General features: G+C 48.2%; 16 protein-coding genes. 8 read left to right on the top strand and 8 right to left on the bottom strand.

Going from position 1 to position 20,788, the window contains the following annotated elements:
* Positions 1–169: 169 nt before the first annotated feature.
* The 7 genes from HW560_RS25730 to HW560_RS25700 all read left to right on the top strand — a co-directional run bounded on the left by HW560_RS25730 (position 170) and on the right by HW560_RS25700 (position 9,813).
* A complete protein-coding gene (locus HW560_RS25730) occupies positions 170–1,663 on the top strand; it encodes a rhamnulokinase (protein ID WP_179265086.1) in 1,494 nt (497 codons plus the stop codon).
* 1 nt (position 1,664) lies between these two features.
* Entirely contained in the window at positions 1,665–2,426 is a 762-nt protein-coding gene (locus HW560_RS25725; protein ID WP_179265085.1) for a DeoR/GlpR family DNA-binding transcription regulator, read from the top strand.
* A 67-nt stretch (positions 2,427–2,493) separates the two neighbouring features.
* Positions 2,494–3,222: a (Fe-S)-binding protein gene (locus tag HW560_RS25720; RefSeq protein WP_090896589.1), complete on the top strand. Its 729-nt coding sequence runs from the start codon at positions 2,494–2,496 to the stop codon at positions 3,220–3,222.
* Positions 3,219–4,736 carry a LutB/LldF family L-lactate oxidation iron-sulfur protein gene (locus tag HW560_RS25715; RefSeq protein WP_179265084.1) on the top strand — a complete coding sequence of 506 codons (1,518 nt, stop codon included), beginning with the start codon at positions 3,219–3,221 and terminating at the stop codon, positions 4,734–4,736. The genes HW560_RS25720 and HW560_RS25715 overlap by 4 nt, the downstream gene beginning before the upstream one ends.
* Positions 4,726–5,451, top strand: a complete 726-nt coding sequence (locus tag HW560_RS25710) for a LutC/YkgG family protein (RefSeq protein WP_179265083.1) — start codon at positions 4,726–4,728, stop codon at positions 5,449–5,451. The genes HW560_RS25715 and HW560_RS25710 overlap by 11 nt, the downstream gene beginning before the upstream one ends.
* A 258-nt stretch (positions 5,452–5,709) precedes the next feature.
* Positions 5,710–6,264 carry a glutathione peroxidase gene (locus HW560_RS25705; protein ID WP_179265082.1) on the top strand — a complete coding sequence of 185 codons (555 nt, stop codon included), beginning with the start codon at positions 5,710–5,712 and terminating at the stop codon, positions 6,262–6,264.
* Positions 6,265–6,639: 375 nt separating this feature from the next.
* A complete protein-coding gene (locus HW560_RS25700; RefSeq protein WP_218834981.1) occupies positions 6,640–9,813 on the top strand; it encodes a bifunctional cytochrome P450/NADPH--P450 reductase in 3,174 nt (1,057 codons plus the stop codon).
* Between the two features lie 237 nt (positions 9,814–10,050).
* Here HW560_RS25700 and HW560_RS25695 read toward each other — a convergent pair whose 3' ends face one another.
* Positions 10,051–10,449 carry a hypothetical protein gene (locus HW560_RS25695; protein WP_090896607.1) on the bottom strand — a complete coding sequence of 133 codons (399 nt, stop codon included), beginning with the start codon at positions 10,447–10,449 and terminating at the stop codon, positions 10,051–10,053.
* A 120-nt stretch (positions 10,450–10,569) separates the two neighbouring features.
* Here HW560_RS25695 and HW560_RS25690 point away from each other — a divergent pair, with 120 nt between their 5' ends.
* A complete protein-coding gene (locus tag HW560_RS25690) occupies positions 10,570–10,914 on the top strand; it encodes a hypothetical protein (protein WP_076289685.1) in 345 nt (114 codons plus the stop codon).
* A gap of 162 nt (positions 10,915–11,076) precedes the next feature.
* On the opposite strand, the gene HW560_RS25685 is transcribed toward HW560_RS25690, so the two are convergent.
* The 7 genes from HW560_RS25685 to HW560_RS25655 all read right to left on the bottom strand — a co-directional run bounded on the left by HW560_RS25685 (position 11,077) and on the right by HW560_RS25655 (position 20,784).
* The gene (locus HW560_RS25685) at positions 11,077–12,723 is read right to left on the bottom strand and encodes an MGH1-like glycoside hydrolase domain-containing protein (RefSeq protein WP_179265081.1); all 1,647 of its coding nucleotides are present in this window, start codon (positions 12,721–12,723) and stop codon (positions 11,077–11,079) included.
* A gap of 23 nt (positions 12,724–12,746) precedes the next feature.
* Positions 12,747–14,063 (bottom strand): ABC transporter substrate-binding protein, encoded by a 1,317-nt coding sequence (locus HW560_RS25680; protein ID WP_090896613.1) that lies wholly within the window; start codon positions 14,061–14,063, stop codon positions 12,747–12,749.
* 88 nt (positions 14,064–14,151) lie between these two features.
* Positions 14,152–14,991, bottom strand: a complete 840-nt coding sequence (locus HW560_RS25675) for a carbohydrate ABC transporter permease (RefSeq protein ID WP_179265080.1) — start codon at positions 14,989–14,991, stop codon at positions 14,152–14,154.
* Between the two features lie 4 nt (positions 14,992–14,995).
* Positions 14,996–15,910 (bottom strand): carbohydrate ABC transporter permease, encoded by a 915-nt coding sequence (locus HW560_RS25670; RefSeq protein WP_179265920.1) that lies wholly within the window; start codon positions 15,908–15,910, stop codon positions 14,996–14,998.
* Positions 15,911–16,031: 121 nt separating this feature from the next.
* Positions 16,032–17,594, bottom strand: a complete 1,563-nt coding sequence (locus HW560_RS25665; RefSeq protein ID WP_179265079.1) for a response regulator — start codon at positions 17,592–17,594, stop codon at positions 16,032–16,034.
* Positions 17,569–19,386, bottom strand: a complete 1,818-nt coding sequence (locus tag HW560_RS25660; RefSeq protein ID WP_179265078.1) for a cache domain-containing sensor histidine kinase — start codon at positions 19,384–19,386, stop codon at positions 17,569–17,571. Before HW560_RS25660 ends, HW560_RS25665 begins: the two co-directional genes overlap by 26 nt.
* A 108-nt stretch (positions 19,387–19,494) precedes the next feature.
* Entirely contained in the window at positions 19,495–20,784 is a 1,290-nt protein-coding gene (locus HW560_RS25655; RefSeq protein ID WP_076289691.1) for a Gfo/Idh/MocA family oxidoreductase, read from the bottom strand.
* Positions 20,785–20,788: the final 4 nt, after the last annotated feature.

Here is a 20,788-nt window from a genome sequence, read left to right as displayed (position 1 = left end):
AGGGTATTCAAACGCTTACAATGATGATATACTCGTAAAATAAAACTAAACAGTATAAAACAAAAACAAACAAACAAAAAATAAAGAATAAAGTACAGAGCAGCTAGGAATGAAATTAATAAATATTCAAGGACGAAATACAGTTGGGATGAAAGGCTGGTGAAGAGCGGTGAGTGTGCTGGCGTATGATTTGGGTGCTGGAAGCGGGAGAGCACTGCTGGGTCATCTGAATGATCGGGGAATGGAAACGATGGAGATCCATCGGTTCAAGAATGAGCCGGTAAAAGCGGGGGAGCGGCTGCACTGGGATATATTGAGGCTGCACCATGAATTGCTGGAAGGGCTAAATCTTGTTAAACAAAAGGGAGAGCAGCCTGAAAGTCTGGGGATTGATTCCTGGGCTGTTGATTTTGGACTGCTTGGAAGTCATGGTGAGTTGTTGGGTAATCCGTATCATTACCGTGATGCACAATTTAACGGCATGATGGATCAGGTGCGCAAGGAATTGACCTCTCAGCGAATTTTCGAACGCACAGGCATCCAGTTTCTTGGCTTTAACACACTGTACCAGTTGGCAACGCTTAAGCGGAAAGGCTCCCCACTGCTTAACGAAGCGGAGCGTTTCCTCATGATCCCCGATCTGCTTCGTTACTTTCTGACCGGTGAAGCGGTGAATGAGTTTACCAACGCCACCACAACACAGCTATACAATCCCACCACAGGGCATTGGGACAGTGAACTGCTTGCACATATCGGTATTTCGGAGACACTGTTCGGAGAAGCAGTCATGCCAGGTACTCGAGTGGGGCAGCTGCGCAGCAGCATTTGCAGTGATCTTGGATTATCTGCCATTCCGGTTATTGCGGTTGCAGAGCATGACACAGGTTCGGCGGTTGTGGCTGTTCCGGCAACAGAGCGTTCATTTGCTTACCTGAGCTGCGGAACCTGGTCACTCATGGGCACGGAGATTGATCACCCCGCCATCAGTTCCGAGAGTCTGGCGCTTAACTTTACGAATGAGGGCGGGGCAGGAGGCATGTTCCGTTTGCTCAAGAACATCATGGGCCTGTGGATTTTGCAGGAATGCATGCGTGAATGGGAACGGAAGGGACAGGGAATCAGCTATGCGGAGTTACTGAGCAGGGCGGAACTTGCTCCTCCATTTGCGAGCCTGTTTGATCCCGATGATGACCGGTTTATGCCGGCAGGGGATATGACCTCTCGTATACAACAATATTGCCGTGATACAGGGCAGGCTGAGCCGCAAGATCAGGGGGCTATTGCCCGTTCCATTCTGGAGAGCCTTGCACTGAAGTATCGGAGGGTGCTGGAATGGACAGAACAGCTGTCCAGACAGTCTTTTAATGGATTGCATATGGTCGGTGGTGGCATTCAGAATCGCCTGTTATGTCAGTGGACAGCCAATTCCATTGGCAAACCGGTATGGGCGGGGCCAGCAGAAGGTAGTGCGATCGGGAACATGGCTGTACAGTGGATCGCAAGTGGAGCCTTTAAAGATATATGGGAAGCCCGCAAGGTCATTCGCGATTCATTCCCGGTTACCGATTATGAGCCAAAGGACAGACCAATCTGGGAAGAGGCCTACGGTAGATTCCTAAGGTTGACGGCTTTGCCCAAATCACAAGCTGGGAGCGAGGTGTAACATGCTGGCAGCAGAGCGCTATGACCGGATTGTGGAGATGGTTAATGTTAAGGGCAGCATGCGTGTCTCCGAGCTTAGTGAGCACTGCCGGGTAACAGAAGAGACCATTCGGCGAGATCTGGACCGGCTGGAGCAAGAAGGGCGACTGCGTCGTTCCCATGGCGGAGCTGTTAGCGTGAAGGAAGAGCAGTCGGAGATCCCTTACCGGGTAAGGGAAACAACACATGCTGAGGAAAAGAAAAGAATTGCCCAGTCGGCTCTATCCATGATTCGTCCGGGTGATCGAATTCTACTGGATGCCAGCACAACAGCAGGGTATATGGCGGCCAATATGCCGGATATGCCACTGACCGTATTGACCAACTCCATACAGGTAGCCACCGAACTGAGCAGCAGGGACAAGATTGAAGTCATCTCGACGGGAGGCCAGCTGGCCCAGAGATCGCTGTCTTTTGTTGGACCGCTCGCCGAACGTTCTCTAGAGACATATCATGTCGATAAATTGTTTCTGTCTTGTAAAGGTGTGCATCTGGAAGGCGGCGGAATCAGTGAATCCAATGAGCTTCAGGCACGGTTGAAGCAGAAAATGGTCGGTATATCCGACCAGGTCATTTTGCTTGCAGATACGAGCAAGTTTGGGGTTCGTGCATTTGCCCGGGTAACCGGGTTAAATGCGGTTCATGCGGTGATCACGGATCAGTCGCTTGATGAAGATGTGATAGAACGACTGAACAGCTATGATATCTCAATCACAACGGTATAAAACAATACGATATTCGATACGTATATGCGTTATAACAACAATTCATCAGTTATAGGAGCGTGTAATTATGAAGGTCTCCTTATTCATTACCTGCCTCAGCGATGCCATATATCCCCGTGTGGGGGAGGCGATGGTGAGATTGCTCGCCGCTCACGGCGTTCGGTTGGATTTCCCGCCCGTGCAGACCTGCTGCGGTCAGCCTTCCTACAACAGCGGGTATTGGGATGAGACACGGGTAGCCGCCAAAACGATTATGGAAGCCTTTGATGACAGTGATTTTGTCGTCTGTCCTTCGGGCTCCTGTACGTACATGATTCATCATTATCCAGAGCTGTTTGTCGATGAACCTGTATGGCTGGAGAAGGCTAAACGTTTGGAAGCCAAAGCCTACGAATTCACACAGTTTCTCGTTCAGGTGCTTGGCATCACCGATTTGGGTGCACATTTTCCGCATAAGGTTACATATCATCCCTCCTGTCATGGCAGCCGTTTGTTAGGCGTAAAGGATGAGCCTATGGCATTACTTTCGGCAGTAAAAGGTTTGGAATTTGTCCCCCTTCCTTACGGAGAGGACTGCTGCGGCTTTGGTGGTACCTTTGCCATCAAAATGCCGGATATATCTGGTGCCATGGTCACAGAAAAGGTAGATCACATCAAAGAGACGGAAGCCGAAGTATTGGTAGGACTGGATATGGCCTGTCTGATGAATATCGCAGGTAATCTGCGGTATCGGAATGAACCAGTACGTGTGATGCATTTGGCCGAACTGCTGTACGAGGGGGTGCAAACAGGATGAGTCAACCCGGCGTAATGGATGTTACCGTCAAAGAACGTGCAGAACTGGCTTTGAATGATGATTTCCTGCGGAAAGCCGTCAAGTTTACGACAGAGCGATTGCGTAATGGCAAGAAGTCTGCATCGGAAGAACATGGCAACTGGGAAGAATGGCGTGAACGTGGACGTCAGATTCGTCTGCATACGATCGCACATCTGGATTATTACCTTAATGAATTCGTCAATAATGCACGCGCCAATGGGGTTCATATTCATTTTGCCGATACTTCGGCAGAGGCAGCGGCGATTGCACTGGATATTGCGGCTCATAAGCAGGCTTCTACCGTGGTGAAATCCAAGTCGATGGTATCCGAGGAAGTACATCTCAATCATGTATTGGAATCCGCAGGTATTGAAGCGATAGAGACCGATCTGGGTGAATACATCATTCAATTGGCGGGTGAAGCTCCATCTCATATCGTCATTCCGGCTATTCACAAGAACCGTTACCAGATTGCGGACCTGTTGTCCAAGGAAGCGGGTGAAACTCTGGATCCGGACACCACCGTACTTGCCGGATTTGTACGTAAAAAGCTGCGGGAGAAGTTTCTTGAAGCCGATATTGGCATGACCGGCTGCAATTTTGCCATTGCGGAGACGGGTTCCATGGTCCTATTTGAAAATGAAGGCAATGCCCGCATGGTATCCACCGTGCCAAAAACACAGATTACCTTAATGGGCATGGAGCGTATCATTCCATCTTGGACGGATCTCGAGGTGATGGCGACCCTTCTGCCACGCTCCGCGACAGGTCAAAAATTGACGATGTATATGTCAGGCATAACTGGTCCTCGTCGAACAGAAGATGGGGACGGACCAGATGAAATGCACATTATTATCGTGGATAATGGACGTTCACTCCAGTTGGGTGATCCCGAATTCCAGGAGCTGTTGAACTGTATTCGCTGCGGGGCCTGTCTGAACGCTTGTCCGGTATATCGTCATATCGGCGGGCATGCCTATGGTGGAACCTACAGCGGACCGATCGGAGCGGTGCTTACGCCTGCACTCAATGGCAATATTGATGAATGGAACGACATTGCGGGTGCTTCCAGTCTGTGCGGAGCCTGTTATGAAGCCTGTCCGGTCAAAATTCCGCTGCATGATATGCTCGTATATTTACGCAGACGCAAGGTGGAAGAGGGCCATGGCAACAAGCTTGAGAGTGTTGGCATGAAAGGTTTTGCAGCAGTTGTATCCAATTCTAAACGCTTCGGAGCGGCTATACGTCTTGGACAGATTGGTCAGAAAGCCGTTGTGCGGAATAACGGAATTTCACTTAAACTTGGGCCACTCAAGGGCTGGAACAGCTATCGGGTTGCGCCAAGCCTCGCGAAGCGTTCCTTCCGGCAGCAATGGAACAAGCTGGATCAGGAGCTGAATCAGGAGAAGAAAGAGATGGATTCTTCCGTTCGGGACCGAATGGAACAGATTCTGCGTGAGCGCGAGGGGGGCGGTGGTCAACATGAACACTGAACATCAGGAATGGCTGGAGCAAATGGAGAAAAAGTCCCGTGCAAAGCAGGAACACTTTATGAATGACATTGCGTCCAAATTGAGAAGACCACGGAAGACACATGCTCCGACTCAACCTTTTCGCGGTGCACCCGCATTCTGGACGGATCTGGATTGGGACATAGATAAGCGCATACAGGCATTTACCGATAATTTTGTGAGTGTAGGTGCTCATATTGCGCGGGTAAGAGACATTGGCGAAGCCTCGGATTTCATCGCTAACAAATCTCATGAATTAAGCGCGAAATATATCATACGTCAGAATGAACAGGCGCTGACCGAACTTGGATTGGAAGAGCAACTCCCCGATGTGCAAATTTCTGTATGGAACAGCCAAGCAGAGGAGAACTGGAAGGCACGGGCAGCCGAGGCAGATATCGGTGTAGTCATGGCGGATTATGCAACAGCATATACGGGTTCCGTCACGGTGCTTTCTTCGCCAGAAAAGGGACGCTCAGTGAGTCTATTGCCCACCGTACTCATCATTATTATTCCGATTGAACGGCTCTACACCAGGCTCGGTGAAACGCTTGATCGCTTCGATGAAGCGGGAAGAGAGAATCTTCCCGCAGGCATTCATTTTATATCCGGTCCCAGTCGTTCTTCCGATATTGAAAATGATTTGACGATTGGGGTACATGGACCGGGGATTGTCTATGGTCTTATTATGGGGTAACACCATTCGAAATGCTTCACCTCACGAATGACTGTCCAAAAGCAGCCTTTTTGTCTGCGAAGGGCAGTTTTTCTATGTCTAGTATGTCCAATATGAAAAGGATAATGAGCCATCTAATCATATGGCAGCAGATAAGATATTTTATAGATAAAGGCTATTAATATTATAATTATTATATATTTAACCTATCAAGAGAAGCGGCGTATAATCCATTTCAAGAGAGGGTTCATGTGAGACCCGACCAAGGAGGCGTTATGAATGAGCATATTTTCTTATCAGGTTCCATTTATGGATGGACACGCGGGTGATTTATCTGTTTATGAGGGGAAGGTGCTGCTTATTGTGAATACAGCCAGCAAGTGCAGTTACTCTCGACAATTTACGGAGCTTCAGCACCTGTATGAGCAGTATCGTGATCAAGGGCTGGAGATCCTGGCGTTTCCCTGTGATCAATTTAATCACAAGGAGCCGGGCAGCAGTGATGAGATAGCTCAGTATTGCAGGAATCATTTTCATATATCCTTTCCGATTTTTGAGAAGATCGAGGTTACCGGACAATCCATACACCCTGTGTTTCGCGATCTGGTCGAAGCTGCCCCATTTGAAGGTTATGATATGGAGTCGGAAGAAGGTCGGTGGATGGATCAATTCGTCAAGGAGAAACATCCCGATTTATACCGGGGAGACGGGATCAAATGGAATTTCACCAAATTTCTGATTGATCGAACCGGGGAAGTGAGTGGCCGCTATGAGACTACAGTTGCACCGATAGCGATGGAGTCCGCGATTCGGGATTTGCTGAGACAGGCCTAGTTTGAGTTTGAGCGAACTGTGTATCTTCAAAATTCTAGTGTTCGTTCAGAGCTAAATATTTTTTATATTAATGGACCAAAGGGAATTTTACTCATGCCAATTCGGATGGATACCCATTGGTCCTACGACTTTGAGACTGTTGAAGATTAGGACTGGAAATGTTAGGGTAAAAGAGAGATAACGAAGGAACCCATTTTTTTTATTCTAAAATGACCAATATACTATTTCGGTCAATTGGTTCCAGAATGATTTTTAGGTTATCTGGATGAAATATGAAAATTTGCAGAAAATGAAGGCATGTCTGTTGATCTGAAGTCTTAATTGAACGAAGGTATTATTTAGTTGAACGTATTACTTGGAAGAGGAGTGAGTATTATGGCGCAAATTTCAGTTCCCCAACCTAAAACTTTTGGCCCTTTAGGAAACTTACCACAGTTAAATACCGATGAGCCTGTACAATCCCTGGTGAAACTCGCTGAAGAGTATGGACCCATTTTTAGAATGGAGTATCCTGGACGAAGTGAGTTGTATATATCAGGTCACGAACTGGTAGCCGAGGTAAGCGACGAATCCAAATTCGATAAACGTGTATGGGCACCGCTGGAGAAGGTTCGTGCATTTGCCGGGGATGGCCTGTTTACGAGCTGGACACAAGAACCTAATTGGAAAAAAGCTCACAATGTGCTGCTGCCTAGCTTCAGCCAGCGTGCGATGCAGGGGTATCACAATAAAATGATCGATCTCGCTGTACAGCTCGTGCAGAAGTGGTCCAGATTGAACCCGGACGAGACGGTTAACGTACCCGATGATATGACTCGTCTCACCCTGGATACGATTGGACTGTGTGGGTTCAACTATCGATTTAACAGCTTTTATCGGGAAGAGCCCCATCCTTTCATTACCAGCATGGTGCGGGCATTGGACGAATCGATGAGTTCTTTGCAGCGTTTGCGTCTACAAGACAAGCTGATGATCACCAAGAAGAAACAGTTTGAGCAGGATATTCGTTCGATGTTCTCTCTGGTGGATCATATTATTGCGGAGCGCAAGGAGCAGCCCCAGGAAGGGGCAGACGATCTGTTATCCCATATGCTTAGCGGGAAAGACCCGGAAACCGGGGAAACGCTGGACGATGAAAATATCCGTTACCAGATCATCACCTTCCTGATTGCTGGACATGAGACGACGAGTGGCTTGTTGTCCTTTGCCATCTATTATTTAATGAAAAATCCAGATACACTCGCCAAGGCTCAAGCTGAAGCAGATCAGATTCTGAAAGATCCGGTCCCGACATACAATCAGGTTCGCAATCTGAAATATGTTCGCATGGTTTTGAATGAAGCATTGCGGTTGTGGCCTACGGCTCCGGCATTCTCCTTATACGCGAAGAAAGATATCGTTCTGGACGGTAAATATCCTTTGCAAAAAGGGGATAGTGTCAGTGTGCTCATTCCCAAGCTGCATCGGGACCGCGATGCGTGGGGTGACGATGTGGAGGCATTCCGTCCGGAACGGTTTGAAGATCCGAGCAAGGTGCCACATGATGCCTATAAACCTTTTGGTAATGGTCAGCGGGCCTGCATTGGTCAGCAGTTTGCCCTTCAGGAAGCAACACTTGTGCTGGGCATGGTTTTGAAGCATTTTGATTTCATCGATCATGCAGACTATCAGTTGAAAGTGAAAGAAACGCTGACGCTCAAACCCGATAACTTCACGATCCGTGTTCGTGCACGCGGGGGTCAACCAGTCATGGCTGTTCCGGGTGTTGCCGTGGAGGAACCAACTCCGGTGGCCAAACGACAAGAGCCGGATACGGCAAATGCCCATCATACCCCAATGCTCGTCCTGTATGGCTCCAATCTCGGGACCGCGGAAGGCATTGCGCGTGAAATCGCAGATACCGCAAGATACCAAGGTTTCCGCAGCGAGGTTGCTACTCTGGATGATCGTGTTGGCAAACTGCCCAAGGAAGGCGTCGTCATCATTGTGAGTGCATCCTACAATGGTCAGCCACCAAGCAATGCCAAAGACTTCGTCGAGTGGATTGAACATGCGGATGCAGGGGAATTCCAAGGGGTTCGATTCTCTGTTCTCGGATGTGGGGATCACAACTGGGCCAGCACGTACCAGCGTATCCCGCGATTGATTGATGAGCAGTTATCTTCCAAAGGAGCAGAACGGTTATCACCGATCGGAGAAAGTGATGCCAGCGGGGACTTTGAGAAACAGGTTGGAGACTGGACCGAGCAACTATGGCCGGATCTGGCACGAACTCTGGGCCTCAAGTTGAACACTAGCTCAGGTAGTGAGCGCAGCTCCTTGTCTGTACAGTTTGTCAGCGGACTGGCAGTAACGCCGCTCGCGGATACGTATGATGCACATGTTGCTGAACTCCTTGAGAATCGGGAACTTCACGATGCGGGCAGTGAACGAAGCACACGTCATCTGGAGATTAAACTGCCTGAAGGCGCAACGTATAAGGAAGGCGATCACCTGGGCATTTTACCGCAAAACCCGCCTGAGCTCGTAGAACGAGTACTGAAACGATATGGATTCACAGGCACGGAACATCTGGTTCTGGATGCCTCCGGTCGCAGCGCCGCTCATCTGCCATTGCACCAACCGGTTAATTTGGTCGATCTGCTCAGTCACAGTGTGGAACTTCAGGAAGCGGCAACTCGGGCCCAACTGAGGGAACTCGCGGCGTACACGGTATGTCCACCGCATAAGAAGGAGCTCGAAGCACTTCTTGATGAGTCTGTATACATGGAAGAAGTACGTAAGAAACGGATATCCATGCTGGATTATTTGGTAAAATACGAAGCATGTGAACTGCCTTTTGAACGGTTTTTGGAACTGCTGCCTTCCCTGAAAGCCCGATATTATTCAATCTCCAGTTCACCACGAGTGCAGCCTGAGCAGGCCAGCATAACCGTCAGCGTAGTTCGTGCTCCGGCGTGGAGTGGTCAGGGAGAATATAAAGGCATAGCGTCCAACTATTTGGCGAACCTGAAGCCGGGTGAAGAGGTAGTCATGTTCATACGCACGCCCGAGTCCGGGTTCGAACTGCCGGAATATGCAGAGGCCCCAATCATTATGGTTGGTCCGGGGACGGGTGTGGCTCCATTCCGCGGTTTCCTGCAGGCAAGACGTGTATTGAAGGAACAAGGTCAGCAGGTGGGTGAGGCCCATCTGTATTTTGGATGTCGCAACCCTGAACATGACTATTTGTATAAAAATGAACTCGAAACAGCCGAGCAAGAGGGTCTTGTCCAGCTTCATACCGCATTCTCCCGTGTGGACGGGGAAGAGAAATGTTACGTGCAGCATCTAATGAGAGATGATGCGCACAAACTGATTCCTCTGCTCGAACAGGGTGGACATCTGTATGTTTGCGGCGATGGCAGCAAGATGGCACCTGATGTTGAAGCAACACTTAAGACGGCGTACGTTGATGTCAGCGGCAACTCTGCGGAGCAAGCTGATGCGTGGTTAGAACGTTTGCAGCAGGAAGGCCGTTATGCCAAAGATGTGTGGACAGGTATCTAAGTGATACGTTCTGATTCCAATGATTAATAGGCATCTGCGCGGTGAGACACAGAAAGGTTCTGTGCTCACCGCTTTTTGCTATGCACAATATCCGAGCAGACTCATGCAGGTATGAGTTATACTAGGGAAAGAGAAATATGGATATCATGACATGGGATAGACTCAAGATGTGAATCGTTTCTCTAATCGGGCGATTACAGGCACAGACAGATATGAATTCAGCGAAGTCTGGCCTCATTATTTCTTCTTTTTATTCGTTGGGCGATAGATCGATTCGACCTGAGTTAGCGGAAAGAGAATACGTGAGGAGAATTTACCCTTTCCCTGCAGCTCAATGTAATCCAGTCCAACACCAACAAGTCGGATATTGTTAAATGCATTCCGGGATGGAAATACCGTGCGGATGCCTACCCGTATGCCTCGCCGTGCTCGTGGTACATCAAATACACGAATGGAAAACAAGCTGAGTGGAATAAATAACTGCCGATTAACTTTGATGAAATTGCGCGGATATACTTTTCTAATTATTCCAGGTTCCAGACCAGACAATGGAGCATTCAGTTCTGCCAGATGTCCCTGGAACTCGGCCAGACGCTGCTGAAGTGTTTTTCCTGTATGAAGTTGGTGCCAATTCATAAGCAATCCTCCGTTCGCCATTTATACCTACTATATGAATGGACGAGGGCAAGAGGTGAGCGAAATGGCGCCCATGTTACTCATGATAAGGTACAACTTAAGATATAGGGAGTGATTCAGATGGACGTGGAAATGTATAAAGACCTCATTCGCGATGAACGTGGCAACTATTATATCGCGGTGCAGATGGAGGGTAATGAACTTACGCTTGTTAACGCATTTGTTGAAGCATCGTTTACACCGGAACTGATCTATAATGAAGAATTTCGGAATAAACATAAAGAGATGGAAGGCGGCTTTGTAGGCAAAATCGCAATGGACCTTCTCCGACATGATGTGGTCATGGGTTTGAAACAAATGGACAGAAAGCTGCTGGAGCTGTCGGATGTTGAACAGAAGTACACGGTGAACTATATAGATACGATTGAGTTCTATCGCCACCCTGCGTGGGAGCGGAAAGCATAAACGGAAAATTTATTTTCGTGGATAGTTCATCAGGATATCAAATCGGAAAAGCGCAAGTACAGGGGAGCTACCCTTGCCACTTGCGCTTTTGGTGTTGCAACTATTCATCGGGAATGGCTTTGTTAATGTTTCTGTGGAGAGCACACTACTTACTTCAACGCACTAGCAATAAGAAGGAAAGATGATGCCGATATCCCGTTCTGTTTTCAAGTTTCCCTCAATATATCGCTGGAGTTCATTTCCTTTGATTCGAAACGGAATGCATTTTCCTCGATAGATCAGTTCACCTTCAATCGTGCGCACGCTCATACCGATGACACCTTCCAAATGTCCACTACGATCCGTAATGAATCGAATTCCTGCTGGCCCTTCCATAAGAGCCTTACCATCCTGATATACCGTTACTCGTTCTGGTGTGTTCACCAATTCAAAATGCAGTCCATTCACCGTGCGGCTATACGCTGTATGACCAGCGACTTCTTCGCCATGATCCATGTCGATGGGGAGAAGACCGGTAAACCACAGTTGGTCCGATCCAACCGGCATAATGCCGCATAACCGTTCCACATAATCAAGCAGGCAAAGAATGGAGGGGGAGTAGGTTTCGGTAAAACCCTCCTCCCCGGTCCATGGGCTTAAAGCCTGCGCAAAGCGAGTTGCTTTGGAGAGGGACGACAGGATGGGTTGCAGCACCCAGGTCAATTCCACATAGCGATGGTGATATTCAAATGCATGGGGTGAACGGATCAGACTCAGGAAGTTGGATGCTCCACCCCAGCTGTTATAAGAGGAGAACGGATCGAACCGTGGATCATCCATCGACATGGAGGTAAACGGGTATTTGGCAAAAAACTTGCTTGTGTTCAGCAAATACCGGCGCAGCATGTTATCAAACAATTCACGGTCGCCCACCTCGCACGCCATCACGCGCAGCAGCACATCGGACTGTATCCTGACGAATTCGTCATTGCGATCCCGGTCGTAGAAGAACATATCCTCTTCGTCGTAACAGTAGCGGAAGAGACTTTCGAGACTGGCTTCAGCTTTTTCTTTCCATTCACCACCAGACTCTCCAAGTTCCTCAGCCATTCGGGATAAATACATGCGCTGACAATATATATTGGCGGTCAAGTCTGGTGCCAAAAAAGGCAGGACTGGAGAGTCCGGATGGTAGGACGCAGCATCATTCATATATGGTGTATCCGGAACGTGCCAGAACCGCGGGGACAGATCATGCCCGGTATCAAAGGTGCTAAATGCCTCCACACAGCCGGTCCTTCGGGTATCGCGATACGTTGCAATCCATTCGTCGTATTGTACCATGGCCTTGTACATGGTCTTCAGGAAGGATCGGTTCTTTCCATGAAGCTGGTAGTGGTTCCATACGCTTCGCGCCAAGGGTGTAACGAGCTGAATCTGGCGAAAGGATGGGCCGTTCTCCGTTAGCTTATAAGGCAGCAATCCGTCTTCTCTTTGGTGTCGGGCAAAAGCAAGATAGGTCGTTTCCGATACAGAAGGAATCAGACGTGACAGCAGCTCCGCATTAATGGTGCCCGTACTCTCCAGCCAGCAACCCAGATAGATGCCACCTTCCTGAAGAATGGGCTCACTGCCGTTCAAGGGCACAATGCAAGTCAGTAACTTCTCCAAAGCGGAATAATAAGTCGCTTCCAATCGTCCGCCGGATGCCGCGAATCGAACACCCGACGCCTGCCATTCCTGTATTAACTTTTGATCTTCCGGTTTACCTGGCTGCACATGATCGTGGATCGAGATCTGCCGCAGCTTGTTTAGCAGGGCTTCTGTCATGTTGACCTCCTTGAAGCGGTTAATTACTGATTGGATTCAAAAATTCTTACGGTGCCATTATAAAAGTCAGTCACGGCTTGCTCCACACTTTTTCGGCCGAAGCCGATTTCCTGGTTGGTTGTCTGGGCCAGCTTGGAGAATTCAGCGAATCCCGGAGGATTATAACTCACGTCAAAAGGCTCCGTTTTCGTAGCTTCAGATACAAAGCTGGTGTAATTATATACAATCTCTTCAACAGGTCCCGCTTCTTGCTGAAGCAGATTGCGGTTGGCTTCCGTAACGGGCACGCCGCGGTCGTTGCCGAGAATTTTGGCTGCGTCCGGATCATTAATCCAGAAATCCATCAGGATGGCGACTTCTTTTGCATGTTTGGTATTTGCATACCCGGACAACCCCTGACTGGATTCAAATACAACCCCAGTTCCTTTTGGCCCCCGTGGTACAGGCAAAAGAATTAACTTATCTTCCGTGAGGCTCTGGAAAGCAGCCAGTTGATTCGAAGGAAGCAGGCTCATCGCCGCCTTGCCCGTAATAAGCAAGGATTTACTCGTATCATCCGGTGGATTGGAAACCTGCAATTCAGACGTGACCACACCTCCGGATTTGGAAGCCTGCTCCCAGTAAATGAACCATTCCAAAATGTCTTCTTTTGCAAATCCGAGCGTGCCGTTCTTCATATCATATAGCTGTTTGCCGCGTTGTTTCAAAAAGATGTCCATACCATCAACCGTGAAATTATAGGTTCCATAAAAGCCCTTGCCGAGCTTGTCGGACAGCTCCTTGCTGATTGCAGCATAATCTTCCCAAGTCCAATCCGAAGCTGGCAAAGGGATTCCCGCTTGATCGAACAGCGCCTGATTGACGACAATGCCCCGTGCATTCGCACCCGCGGAAATATGCTGCAACTTCCCATCAAGACGCCCGTAGTCAACCATGCTGGCATCCATGCCATCCAGATTCAGTTCACTACCGACATAAGGGTCCAGGTTCAAAAGCACATCCTTCTTGGCATAATCAACCACATTACCTCCAAGGAAGAAAATATCCGGTGCTGTGCCTGATGCCAACTGAGTATTCAACTTGTCGAAATATCCGGAGGAAGGCGCAAATTCACCTACAATTTTAATATTCGGATGTTTCTCCTGAAAAACCTTCAGGGCTTCATTCGTAATATCTGCCCGTTTTTGATCGCCCCACCACATCATGCGCAATTCGACTTGCCCGTCTTCAGCTGTCTTCGTTTCTGTCTGCTCATCAGCGCCGGTATGATCCGTTCCAGAGCAGGCAGTTACCAATAACAGGAGCGAAGCTATAACAGTGATCATTAATCGTTTGAACATGAGAAATCCCCCTGACGATAGATAATGAAAAACATAATATCTGTTGTACACGTATTGCGTCTGGACAGGTATTTTCGTAATTTCGTAATCACTTCAGCCCAGTCGTTGCAATCCCCTCTAGAAAATAACGCTGAAATACCAGAAAGATAATGGTCACAGGCAGCAGAGACAGCGTGGACATGGCGAGCAGTGCGCCCCAATCCGATTGTCCCGATGGATCGAATAACGACCGAATCCCAAGCTGTACGGTAAACAGATCAATTTTGCTCAGGTAGATCATCTGACTAAAGAAGTCATCCCAGCTCCAGATGAAGGTGAAGATCGCTGTTGTGATCAGGGCAGGAACGAGAAGAGGCACCACGATTTTGAAAAAAATCTGCGATTGCCCGCAACCGTCAATGGTTGCACTCTCGTCCAGCTCCCGTGGAATACCACGGATGAATTGAACCATGAGCAGAATGAAGAAGGAATCCTGTGCCAGCCACTTGGGCAGAATGAGCGGGAAATACGTATTAATCCAATGCAGCTCGTTATACAGAATGTACTGAGGTACCAGAGTTACATGGTAAGGAAGCATGATTGTGACCAGCATAATGCTGAACCACAAGCCTTTGAACTTGAACTTCAATCTGGAAAAAGCGTAGGCTGCAAGGGAACAAGAAATCACATTTCCCAGCACACTCATGACCGAGATCAGCGCCGAGTTGCCGAAGAAACGGCCAAACGACACCCCTTGCAATCCTTTCCAGCCATTCACAAAATGATCGAGAGTAAAGCTGGTTGGAATCAGGCTGCTACTCGTGAAGATGAGATGATTCGGTTTAAATGAACTGAGAATTAACCATAACACCGGATACAACATCAGCAGACCGAAGAGGATAATGGCGGCATGCCTCCCGGCTTGAACCAAACGTCGCTTTAGTGGCATGTGACTATCTCCCTTCCTGATTATCGCCGTAGAACACCCAGAACTTCGAGGTGAGAAAGACGATTGCGGTGAATACCCCGATAATGACCAGCATGATCCACGCCAGGGCCGAAGCATAACCCATATCAAAGAACGAGAAGCCTTTCAGATACAGGTACAAGGTATAGAACATTGTGGCGTCGAGCGGGCCTCCTCGTCCATCCCCGATCACATAAGCGGGTGTAAAGGCTTGAAACGAATGGATCATGCTCATGATCAGGTTGAAAAAAATAACAGGCGAGAGCATCGGAAGTGTGATGCCGAAGAATTGGCGTACCTTTCCGGCCCCGTCGACGTCCGAAGCTTCATATAAATCGGCTGGAATTTGCTTTAGGCCAGCCAGGAAGATAACCATGGCCGAACCGAACTGCCATACAGAGAGTGTGATGATCGTATAGACCACATAATCGGGATGGGCAATCCAGGCGGGTCCGGTGATTCCGAACCAACTCAGAAACTGATTGACCAAGCCACTTCCTTCGAAAATCTGACGCCAGACGATCGCAATAGCGACGCTGCCTCCCAATAGGGAAGGGATGTAATACACAGTTCGGTATATGCCGAGTCCCCGAATCCCTTTGTTCAGCGCCATTGCTACAAGCAGGGCGAAGGCAAGCCTGAGCGGAACGGATAGAAATACATAATAAAACGTTAGCCCCAAAGATCTGCGAAAGGTATCGTCTTCGGTAAAAATCTGGACATAGTTGCTGAGCCCCGTCCACGTGGGTGATGATAACAAATTAAATTTCGTCAAGGATAGGTAGAGCGATGCAACCATCGGTCCGAGTGTCAGACAGAAAAGTCCGATGAGCCAGGGCAGCAGAAACAAATAAGCAGTCATATTCTGCTGGCCGTATAACGGCTTGGACAGCTTTCTCATCATAGGCCTCCCTTCAGGATTGGATGTGAATTCGTGATCACCGCTGTTGAATCCGCTTACAATGTTTGCAGTGATTCTCTTGGTAAATTCATCATACCGGGGAGGAGGAGAAGCCGGAATCTCATTTCTTCGGATCATGATTATCAATTTTTTCGGAGTGCATCAAACGATAATCTGAAGGACTTATGTTGAACTTTTTTTTGAATTTTGAACTGAAATAGCTTGGAGAACGGAAGCCTGTCAGCTCTGTAACATCCCAGACGGTTAGTTGGGTTTCCCTCAGTAAACGTATGGCATGTTTCATTCGCACCTCGGTTACATATTGAATAAAAGAGATGCCGGCAGCTTCTTTGAATATCTCTGAAAAATAGGTAGAGTTGTAGTTATATTGCTCAGCTAACGAAGTTAATGTCAGTTCCAGCATGTAATTTTCCTCGATATATCGTTTGGCCGATTCAATAACCGTCTCTTCTCCAACCTCGGATGGCTGCTGTTGATTCACAAAATCTTCCGCCCAATGCATCAGCAGCAGTTCTGCCTGGTCTGGAGTTTTTAGCCAAAGCACCCATTCCGGGGAAATCCACGAGGATTCCTGTTCGAACAATAATGAAATTTGAAAAAGGCTTCGGATCATATGGGAAGTGGATATCCGAAATGAGTCAGCAAGCTCCTTTTGAATCACGCTGCGGAAGGAATCCAGCTCTCCACGAATGAGGCAACGATGCAGCATGCGACTGGTTTCCTCAGGCAGTAATGGACTATGATCTATTACGGGCACACGGTCCTGTGCACCTTTGCGCCCAGCAGAGTTCCAAGCCAGGAGGGAATGAATATATCCTTCTTTCCAGCGGTCAACCCCAGACACGGACAATCCCAATCCAACTTGTACATCCATCGTTAAGACAGAGCGGGTCTGTGCTGTGATCTGCTGAGCAAATTCGTGCTGAATACCTTCCAATGTAATGAAATGCATAATACCGGGGTGGGCTCCGTCATGGAACACTTGTACATTATCTGGATAAGACTGGGCTATTTCGTGACAAAGCAGCTCAAAGGGAAGATGAAGCATTTCAGGAATACGTTCCACCGAGGCAGTCTGCATTACGGAGTTTCGCATGCCAGCGGTGATGAAACAGACGCTGTGATCCTGCCAGGATATCAGATGAAACAGCCGCATCCGCTCTGGCAGTGAAGAAGGTGAGAGGCGATGGCCCCTAACAAGATCAAGCAGGAAACGTTGCTTCATTTCTTTGTAATACTGGGAGAGACGCCATTGCATCATTTCGGAATCGCCATGCAGCTGTTTCTTTTTATCCAACTCATCTTTGATTTTATTTAAAGTGGTTTTCAGTTCATCCCGGGTTACAGGCTTCAGCAAATAGTCCATGGCCTGGCTGCGCACACCTGCTCTGGCATAGTGGAAATCTTCATATCCAGTGATGATCATAATCTGAATGGAAGGATTAAGGCTTCGGCAAATGTCCAGCAATTGGACGCCATCCATGACAGGCATGTTCATGTCTGTAATTAACAAGTCAAAATGTTCAGCTTTCAAAAGCTCCTCCGCTTCGATGCCGTTTGCCGCTTCACCTGAAATGACAAAACCCAAGTCTTGCCAGTTCACTTTCAATTTTAGTCCTTCGCGAACCTCGATCTCGTCATCTGCGATCAATACGTTGTACATCATATTCCTCCTGTGCGGGTAGAATCAGTTCAATAGACGTGCCGTTATGCTCTCCGTTCTCGATCTGAATGTTAAACAGACTTCCGTAATGCAAGCGGCAGCGTGCAACTACATTACCGAGCCCAATGTGCCAGCTTTGGCTTCGCAATAGGGGTTCCAGCTGAGATGTTTCAACAGGATCATGAATTTTCTGAATGATTTCGGCTGGAATCCCGGGCCCATTGTCTGAAATGTTGAAATGCAGGTGGTTATTCCGTCTGGAGATCCGGATGTGTACCTCTGCCGTCGTCTGATGCTGGAAGCTGTATTTGACGGCATTCTCAATAAGCGGCTGAAGAATAAATTTGATGATGACCAGAGAATTCAGCCTGCCTTCCTGTGTCAGAGTAATATCCAGCTTATGACCGAAACGGGTTTGCAGAATGGAGATATAGTGGCGGATATAAGCCAGTTCCTCTGCAAGCTGTACCCTGTCGTCACTTGTATTCATGGAGAATCGCATCATTTTGCCCAGATCCTCTATGACCCGAACTGTATCATCCGTTCGGCGCTGCATGGCGAGACTGCTCACCAGTTCCAGTGTGTTAAACATAAAATGGGGATTAATCTGCATGAGCAGCGCTTTATACTCAGCTTGCTGGCGGAGCAGCTTCAGCTCGAATTCGTTCTGGATGTGCTGTCGCAATCGGCTGATCATGTAGCGGAAAGTGGAGATGACATAACTGACTTCGCTTTTTACATTTTTGTCCGGAGGCAGAAGGGACTCTGCTTGATCGAATGCGCCGCGCTGTACCTGTCTCATGGCCAATACCAGTCGTGTTAAAGGTTTGGTGACGCCATAAGAGAGCCAGGCAGCGGCAAACAAAGAGACGAGAATGAGAACAATAGTGACCACCAGAATGGTACTCTGAAGTTTGTGAAGAGAAGAATATAGCTCTTTTTCCGGTGCCAGACCCGCCAGCATCCAGCCCGTACGCCCCAGCTTTTTGTATACCAGAATGTCACGCTGTCCTTCATCATTGTTCAGGTAGACCACACCCGATTTGAGCGAGTTGTTCCGGATTTGATCGATTTCTGCTAAAGCTTCGGCACCAAGCTGATTGGCCTGTTGGGAAAGAATAGGGCTTCCTTGTTCGCCCAGCAGAAAAATAGTGCTGCTTTCGGCCAGATGGATTCGGTTAAGCGGTTCCAGAAAGTAAGATTCGTTGACGTTAATTTTCATCACATTTTGGGCTGTAGCATGGTGAAAGGTCCCAATGGGCATCAGCAGGCTAATTACAGGGTTGCCGTGATCTCTTATGTTTTCATGTTGATCGGTATGTGCAGGCAGCCAGTGATTCCCTGAGATAAAGAAACTTTTGTACCATGATTCTTGCAAGAAGAGAGGGTCGGTCGTTACTTGATTTTCACTGCCAATCCTCAGACCATTTCGTCGATAGATGGATACATCGGAGATACTCGTGTAGCTGTTCGTAGCCTGGGTCAGAAAACGGCTCATCCCCAGATTGACAAGCATCTTTTCCCCTTCAGGAAGGTTGGGGTCACTCATCGCGTTATCCCAGTTCTTGGCGGTATCGCTGTTGAAAACAAGAGAGGCTGCATCATAGATCTGCATTTGAACCATATCGACATAGGAGCCGTATTCCTCCATCTTCTCAAGAGCAGAGGATTCAATGTAAGAGCGAATCACAGTACGTGATTCCTTAAAGAGTAGGAAGGAGAGTGTACCAAAACAGAGAACGAAGAGCACAACGATAAAGGCGATCAGGCGGCTTTTTAATGAGAAAAACATGGGTTCCTCCTTAAGCGAATAGACGTCAAGACCATCGTCAAAATGGGAAAAAGACTGCGTATTATACGCAGTCTTTGAATTAAATGTGGTTGGAGCGGCCTTGCGTTCCTAGAAACGAACCAGATTGTTGATGCGAACAGGTAAACCGGTTGCAATAGCGCGATTGGCTGCAATTCCGGTGAGGATGGATCTTGCTCCGTCGAATTGGTTGGCAGCGCGGTGGTATGGATCTTCCGCTGGCTCTCCAAACAGATCATTCAGAAGTACAGGATCACCTCCGCCATGACCGCCTTCTTTTTCCTCGACCTGAACCTCGTACGGGGCATCGAACATGGGAAGGACACGCAGTGTTTTGCCAATCAATGCACCTTCAAGATTTTTGTCACCCAGCGAGTTAACATAGGATTGTTCCACAATGTTCATTTCGATCCGGCCTTTGGTGCCATTAATGGCAATGCGGTAGCCTTCCCACGGCTGATATGCAACCAGTGAATAGGTCAAAATGGCTTTGTTCTGATACTGGACAAGAACGCCCATCGTATCCTCGATGTTGATGCCATCTCCGAATACGCTTTGATCCCGCTGGTAGCCGTCTTCCGGTTCAGCATCCAGATACATGGCTTTGAGATGTGCATCCGAATCCAGGTGCAGGGCAAAAGGATCTTCTTGCGCAATCGGGTTGCCTGTTGCACGAGTGTAAAACTGGGTCACGCCTCGTTCCTCTGCGTTCTCTCTACCATAATACATGAGATCGCCGAATGCGAAGACGGTCTCAGGCTGCGAACCGATCCAGAAATTGACCAAGTCGAAATGATGCGTGGATTTGTGTACTAGCAGTCCGCCACTATTACGCTTGTCCCGGTGCCAACGGCGGAAGTAATCTGCGCCATGGCGAGTATTCAGCAGCCATTCGAAGTGGACCGAAGTCACTTTTCCGATTGTGTCATTCTGAATCAGTTCACGTATTTTGGTATGGTGCGGCGCATAACGGTAGTTAAAGGTGACGCGTATATTTTGTCCGGTCCGCTTGACGGCATCAAGAATATCCTGACATTTGTGTTCATCGATGGTCATCGGCTTCTCAGTCACAACATCACAGCCAAGCTCCATTGCCCGAATGATGTATTTATGGTGGGTGCGGTCGATGCTGGTTACAATGACGAAGTCCGGCTTCTCGTTCTCAATCATCTGATCAAACTGATCTGCAGGATAGGTTGGCACCTCATTGTATTTATATTTTTCCCTCAGCAGCTGATTGGCGTAATTCATGCGTGTCTGGTTAATATCGCAAAAAGCTGCAAGTTCGGATGTTTCCCTGAAATTTTGGGCTAATGCTCCATAGAAGAATTCAGCACGGCCGCCTGTTCCGACCAATACGTAACGTTTTTTGTTACTCATGTCT

Source organism: Paenibacillus sp. E222 (assembly GCF_013401555.1).
Classification (GTDB): domain Bacteria; phylum Bacillota; class Bacilli; order Paenibacillales; family Paenibacillaceae; genus Paenibacillus.
Note: the sequence above shows the minus strand (reverse complement) of the source record. Positions and strands in the feature narration are given on the sequence as shown.